This is a genomic window from Acidovorax sp. (assembly GCF_046314175.1).
GTDB lineage: Bacteria > Pseudomonadota > Gammaproteobacteria > Burkholderiales > Burkholderiaceae_C > Acidovorax.
In genome coordinates this window covers 1-6,322 of sequence record NZ_JBKBXG010000155.1, presented here as the reverse complement: position 1 = coordinate 6,322, position 6,322 = coordinate 1, and the positions used below count along the sequence as shown (strand labels likewise).

Sequence of the window (6,322 nt, the reverse complement as noted above, 5' to 3'; positions counted from 1 at the left end):
GGCAGGTTCCAGGCCTCGATCTGGTTGTCCACCGCCAGCTTCTGGATGCGCGGCACCAGGCCCCAGTGCCCACCGATCACGCGCTTGAGCAGACCCGCGTGGCCCAGGTGGTTGAGGCCACGCTGCTTGCCATCGCCCTGCCCTGCGGCGTAGACCAGCGTGAGGTCGCGCGGGGTTTGCGTGGACTCCCAGCGCTGGGCCAGCGCCACGGCGATGCTCTCGGCAAAGCCGATACCCACAAAGCCGCCGGTGGCCACGGTATCGCCGTCGTGGATGAGCTGCACCGCATCGGCGGCGCTGACGATCTTGTTCTTGTAGGCAGCATTCAGCGCGCCAGCGGCCAGGGGTGCCTGCATGGATTTGTCTCCCGGTGGGGTTATTTTTATGAGCCAGGTCACGGCCTCGCAATAGGTTGCGGGGCCGCCCTGGCTCTTCGCGCAGCGTAGTGCTTAACCGGCCGGTGCGCCATTCCGTGCAACTACGGACTGTCGCCAGTTTTGCGTAAAAGTCACTGGTTTCGAGCTTTTCAGCGTATTTATGTGGGCAAACATTTGCAATACAGTCTGTCCATGGCCTTCTCGCCAAGGTCCGACATTTCTTTGATCCACGTTTCAACAACTCAACTCTTTAGGCACCCTCATGACCGACCGCACCGCAATCCACGGCCTGCAAGTGGCCACCTCCCTGTACCGCTTTGTCGAAGACAAGGTGCTGCCCGGCACGGGTGTCGATGCCGTCGCCTTCTGGAAGGGCTTTGACGCCATCGTGTCCGACCTGGCTCCGCGCAACATCGCCCTGCTGGCCGAGCGCGACCGCCTGCAGACCGAGCTGGACACCTGGCACAAGGCCAACCCCGGCCCCATCAAGGACATGGTGGCCTACCGCAGCTTCCTCGAAAAGATCGGCTACCTGGTGCCCCAGCCCGCCGACGTGAAGGCGACCACCGCCAACGTGGACGACGAGTTGGCCACCCAGGCCGGCCCGCAGCTGGTGGTGCCCATCCTGAACGCACGTTATGCACTCAACGCCGCCAACGCGCGCTGGGGCAGCCTGTATGACGCGCTCTATGGCACCGATGCCATCAGCGAAGAAGGTGGCGCCGAAAAGGGCAAGGGCTACAACCCCGTGCGCGGAGCCAAGGTGATTGCGTTTGCGCGCCAGGTGCTGGATGACACGGCGCCGCTGGCCAGCGGTTCGCACAAGGATTCGACCGGCTACCGCGTCGAAGGCGGCCAGCTGGTGGTGGCGCTCGCCAATGGCAGCACCACGGGCCTCAAGGACGTATCGCAGTTCAAGGGTTACCAGGGCAACGCAGCCGCACCTTCATCTGTACTGCTGCAGCACAACGGCCTGCACCTGGACATCCAGATCGACCGCAGCACGCCCATCGGCCAATCGGACGCAGCGGGCGTGAGCGACCTGGTGCTGGAAGCAGCTCTCTCCACCATCCTGGACCTGGAAGACTCCGTGGCCGCCGTGGATGCCGAGGACAAGGTGCTGGGCTACAGCAACTGGCTGGGCATCATCCAGGCCACGCTGACCGAACAGGTCGCCAAGGGCGGCAAGACCTTTACGCGCGGGCTGAACCCTGACCGCGTTTACACGGCACCCGCTGGCGGCGAAGTCCGCCTGCACGGCCGCTCGCTGATGTTCCTGCGCAATGTGGGCCACCTGATGACCAACCCGGCCATCCTGTGGACCGACGCGCAGGGCACGCAGCGCGAGATCCCCGAAGGCATCATGGACGCAGTGGTCACAACGACCATCGCATTGCACGACCTGCAGGGCCGTGGAGCGAACGGCATCCGCAACTCCCGCAAGGGCAGCGTCTACATCGTCAAGCCCAAGATGCACGGCCCTGCCGAAGTGGGCTTTGCCGCTGAACTGTTCGGCCGTGTCGAGAAGCTGCTGGGCCTGCCCGACAGCACCGTCAAGCTGGGCATCATGGACGAAGAGCGCCGCACGTCGGTCAACCTCAAGGCCTGCATTGCCGCTGCATCGAGTCGCGTGGCGTTCATCAACACCGGCTTCCTGGACCGCACCGGCGACGAGATGCACACCGCCATGCACGCCGGCCCCATGGTGCGTAAGGGCGACATGAAGACCAGCGCCTGGATCCAGTCGTACGAGAAGAACAACGTGCTCGTGGGCCTGTCATGTGGCCTGCGCGGCAAGGCGCAGATCGGCAAGGGCATGTGGGCCATGCCCGACCTGATGGCCGAGATGCTCAAGCAGAAGATCGCCCACCCCAAGGCCGGTGCCAACACCGCCTGGGTGCCCAGCCCCACGGGCGCCACGCTGCACGCGCTGCACTACCACCAGGTGAAGGTGAGCGACATTCAGATCGAGCTGGAAAAGACCGACGTGAACGCCGAGCGCGACAACCTGCTGACCGGCCTGCTCACCGTGCCCGTCAGCGCCAACCCGAACTGGACAGACGCTGAAAAGCAGCAGGAGCTGGACAACAACGCACAGGGCATCCTGGGCTACGTGGTTCGCTGGGTGGATCAGGGCGTGGGCTGCTCCAAGGTGCCCGACATCCACAACGTGGGCCTGATGGAAGACCGCGCCACGCTGCGCATCAGCAGCCAGCATCTTGCCAACTGGCTGCACCATGGCGTGGTGACCGAGGCGCAGGTGCGCGCCACGTTCGAGCGCATGGCGGCCGTGGTGGACGGCCAGAACGCTGGCGACCCGCTGTACCAGCCCATGGCCGGCCACTTCGACACCAGCATGGCCTACAAGGCGGCTTGCGACCTGGTCTTCAAGGGCATGGAGCAGCCCAGTGGCTACACCGAGCCGCTGCTGCACGCATGGCGCCTGAAGCTGAAGGCCGCGCAGGCGGCTTGATCCAACGCCCGATGGCCCTGTGGTGAGCGCCCAGCAGGGCGTCACACCATATCACTACATATTTGATAGCTGCCAGCGCAATACCAACAGGCGCTGGCAGCTATTTTTATTGGTTTTTTGGTCCGCTGGGTCATCACAGCGCGCCGCACTCCACACAACCTCGCATCGCGCGCACGGCCGGGCCCTGGCAGGTTGGTGGCTGGCGCCTCACCACCCTTTGCACATCGCCGTACACTGGTTGCCCCACGCCGCCACCGGCCCGGCACCATGTCCACCCCGCCTCTCTCCAGCCCCTCCTGCTGCCCACTGTGCGGCGGGCCCAACCAGTGCGCCATCGCAGCCGGCCGCCCGCCAGAAAGCTGCTGGTGCATGGCGCAGCGCATCGCGCCCGCCGCCCTGGCGGCCGTGCCCGAAGCCCAGCGTGGCCAGGTGTGCATCTGCCCGTCCTGCGGCGCCATCTCTGCCGACGCCCAGCAACCCTTTGCCGACCCGCCAGGGCCTGCGCCGATATGATTTCCGCTTTTTGCGGCGATACGCCCTGAAGGAGTCTGATATGCCTACGTACCACGTTGAAATGATGGAAGGCCGCACGGTCGAGCAAAAGCGCAAGCTGGTGGAAGAGATCACCCGTGTGAGCGTCGAGGTGCTGGGCGGCTCGCCCGAGTCGGTGGACATCCTGATCACCGATGTGAAGCGCGAAAACTGGGCCACTGGCGGCAAGCTGTGGCTGGAGCGCAGCTGACCTGAAGCATGGTCCGCCTGCGTGGGGCGACGCCCCCTGGCCGTGCTGAATCCCTGCCCCTTTTAGCCTTTTCCACCCGTTGCGTACGGTGATTCGCCCATGACCACCGCTCCCGGCTCCCTGTCGGTGCTGCGTGAGCGCTATGGCGAGCGCTACCGCTGGCTGCTCTTGCTGTCGGTCATGGTGGGGACCATGGCATCGATCATGTCCTCCACCATCGTGAATGTGGCCATCCCGGACATGAGCCACTATTTCACGCTGGGACAGGAGCGCGCGCAGTGGGTCACCTCGGGGTTCATGGTGGCCACCACGGTCTCCATGCTCACCACGCCCTGGCTGCTGTCGCGCTATGGCTACCGCGCCACCTATGTGGGCGCCATGTTGGTGTTGCTGCTGGGCGGCGTGGGCGGCGGGCTGGCGCAAGACTTCGGCCTGGTGCTGGCCGCGCGGGTCGCCGAAGGCCTGGCCGCCGGTGTCGTCCAGCCCATTCCCGCAGTCATTATCCTCTACGCCTTTCAGCCGCACGAACAGGGCCGCGCCAGTGGCATCTTTGGCATGGGTGTGGTGCTGGCCCCTGCCATCGGACCCAGCGTCGGGGGCCTGCTGGTGGACTGGTTTGGCTGGCGCTCCATCTTCTTCATGGTTGTGCCGTTGTGCCTGGCCTCGATCTGGCTGGCCTACAAGTTTGTGCCCGTCACGGCACCTGGCGGCGTGGAGGTCAACCGCCAGGGCGAGCCACTGGACTGGCGCGGGCTGCTGCTGGGCACGGTGGGCACGCTGTGCCTGCTCAATGGGCTGGTGTCGCTGCATGGTGGGTCCATGGTCGAGGCCATTGCGCTGCTGGTGGGCGCAGCCTGCGCGGTCAGCGCATTCATTGCCTGGCAGCGCCGGCTGATCCACCGGGGACGCAAACCCCTGATGGACCTGCGGCTGTTCCAGTACCGACAATTTGCCATGGGCAGCGTGGTGGCGTTTATCTATGGCACGGCCTTGTTCGGCTCTACCTACTTGCTGCCGGTGTTCATGCAACTGGGGCTGGAATTGTCTGCCTCGCATGTGGGCACGCTCATGCTGCCTGCAGGGTTGGTGCTGGCAGCCACCATCGCCTTCGTGGGGCGTCTGGCAGATCGCCAGCCCACACATTTCCTCGTGAGCACGGGCCTGGGCCTGCTAGCTCTGTCCTTCGGGCTCATGGTGTGTGTGGGCCTCGGCTCGCCGCTGTGGATGCTGGTGGCATTTGCCATCCTGGGGCGCATCGGGCTAGGGTTCATCCTGCCCTCCCTCAACCTCGGGGCGATGCGGCCGCTGGACAAGTCGCTGATCTCCCAAGGCTCCAGCGCCATCGGGTTCCTTCGCATGCTGGGGGGTGCGGCGGGCGTGAGCTTGTGTGGCATCGTCCTCGAATGGCGGCTGGGTGCCCATGGCGCTTCGCTGGCACCTGGTGGCAGCAATCTGGACCGCATCGCAGCCTTTGGCGAGACCTTTTTGATGCTGACCCTTTTGTGTCTGCTGGCCTTGGTGGCAGCCTGGCAGCTGCGTGAGGCCAAGCCCCGCTGAACTGCAGAACCGTCTTCCCGCGGCGGTCCAGATTCAGGCATCATCTATCGCCCCACACGACACCCTAGAAACGGAATTCCCGCCATGTGCCAACTGCTCGGCATGAACTGCAATGTCCCCACCGATGTGACCTTCAGCTTCACGGGGTTTGCACAGCGGGGCGGTAAAACCGACCACCACGGCGATGGCTGGGGGATCGCTTTTTTTGAGGACAAGGGCCTTCGGCATTTTGTGGACCACCAAGCAGCGGTGGACTCCCCCGTCGCCGAGTTGATCCGTCGCTACCCCATCAAAAGCAAGAACGTCATCGCCCATATCCGCAAGGCGACCCAGGGCGTGGTCAGTTTGCAGAACTGCCATCCCTTTGTGCGGGAGCTCTGGGGGCGCTACTGGGTGTTTGCCCACAACGGAGACCTCAAGGATTTCCGCCCCCGCCTGCACTCGCACTTCCGCCCCGTCGGCGATACCGATAGCGAACATGCGTTCTGCTGGATCATGCAGGAGCTGGCGAAGTCCCACGCCACGGTTCCACCCATCCCCGAACTGACATTGACCCTGAAGGAGCTGGCGTCCCGGATCAGTCCCCACGGCACGTTCAATTTTTTGTTGTCCAACGGGCAGGCGCTGTGGGCACACGCGTCCACCAATCTTTATTACATCGAAAGGCGCCACCCGTTTGGATCCGCCCAACTGAGCGACGAAGACGTGTTGCTGGACTTTTCGAAGGAAACGAACGAAAAAGATGAGGTGGCGGTGATCGTGACCAGCCCACTGACCACCAACGAGCAGTGGACGGCCTTTGGCAAGGGGGAACTGCTGGTGTTCGAACAGGGTCGGCGACTACCGGTCTGAGCCCATTCAGTATCCCGATACTCTTCAAAAGGTATTCGCGTGTAGATCGTCTTTTCGGGATGCCGGACACACCACGTCACTGACCCACATGTGCAATCAAACCAGTGGGCCCATCCAGAAAGTGTCGGCATGAATTGGGGCGAACACCCTTGCCCTCCGCGACGCCCCAGGATCAATCATGCGCATTTCAGCGCACCCCGAAAGCAAAACGCCCCTCTACTCGATTGAGCAGAAGGGCGATTTGGGCTGTAAGAGCCTGACGATGACCTACTTTCACACGGGAACCCGCACTATCATCGGCGCAAAGTCGTTTCACTGTCC

The 6,322-nt window shown here is 63.8% G+C and carries 6 protein-coding genes; 5 read left to right on the top strand and 1 reads right to left on the bottom strand.

All coding sequences use genetic code 11. The features are described from left to right. Positions 1-356: CoA-transferase (locus ACK4OE_RS24730; RefSeq protein WP_409889067.1), on the bottom strand; the 356-nt coding region annotated here is incomplete at its 3' end. 283 nt (positions 357-639) lie between these two features. Here ACK4OE_RS24730 and ACK4OE_RS24725 point away from each other — a divergent pair. The 5 genes from ACK4OE_RS24725 (at position 640) to ACK4OE_RS24705 (ending at position 6,001) form a co-directional block, all read left to right on the top strand. Next, on the top strand, positions 640-2,850 hold the full coding sequence (locus tag ACK4OE_RS24725) for a malate synthase G (RefSeq protein WP_409889065.1): 2,211 nt from the start codon (positions 640-642) through the stop codon (positions 2,848-2,850). A gap of 267 nt (positions 2,851-3,117) precedes the next feature. Further along, complete coding sequence (locus ACK4OE_RS24720) at positions 3,118-3,363, top strand: cysteine-rich CWC family protein (RefSeq protein WP_409889064.1); 246 nt, start codon at positions 3,118-3,120, stop codon at positions 3,361-3,363. A gap of 40 nt (positions 3,364-3,403) precedes the next feature. Then, positions 3,404-3,592 carry a 4-oxalocrotonate tautomerase gene (locus ACK4OE_RS24715; RefSeq protein ID WP_063462131.1) on the top strand — a complete coding sequence of 63 codons (189 nt, stop codon included), beginning with the start codon at positions 3,404-3,406 and terminating at the stop codon, positions 3,590-3,592. A gap of 99 nt (positions 3,593-3,691) precedes the next feature. Then, a complete protein-coding gene (locus ACK4OE_RS24710; protein WP_409889062.1) occupies positions 3,692-5,149 on the top strand; it encodes a DHA2 family efflux MFS transporter permease subunit in 1,458 nt (485 codons plus the stop codon). An 84-nt stretch (positions 5,150-5,233) separates the two neighbouring features. Beyond that, entirely contained in the window at positions 5,234-6,001 is a 768-nt protein-coding gene (locus tag ACK4OE_RS24705) for a class II glutamine amidotransferase (RefSeq protein ID WP_409889060.1), read from the top strand. Positions 6,002-6,322 lie beyond the last annotated feature (321 nt).

What these genes read in the sequence shown, in the direction of transcription:
- ACK4OE_RS24725 (WP_409889065.1), top strand. Translation starts at nt 640, where the DNA reads ATGACCGACCGCACCGCAATCCACGGCCTGCAAGTGGCCACCTCCCTG.
- ACK4OE_RS24720 (WP_409889064.1), top strand. Translation starts at nt 3,118, where the DNA reads ATGTCCACCCCGCCTCTCTCCAGCCCCTCCTGCTGCCCACTGTGCGGC.
- ACK4OE_RS24715 (WP_063462131.1), top strand. Translation starts at nt 3,404, where the DNA reads ATGCCTACGTACCACGTTGAAATGATGGAAGGCCGCACGGTCGAGCAA.
- ACK4OE_RS24710 (WP_409889062.1), top strand. Translation starts at nt 3,692, where the DNA reads ATGACCACCGCTCCCGGCTCCCTGTCGGTGCTGCGTGAGCGCTATGGC.
- ACK4OE_RS24705 (WP_409889060.1), top strand. Translation starts at nt 5,234, where the DNA reads ATGTGCCAACTGCTCGGCATGAACTGCAATGTCCCCACCGATGTGACC.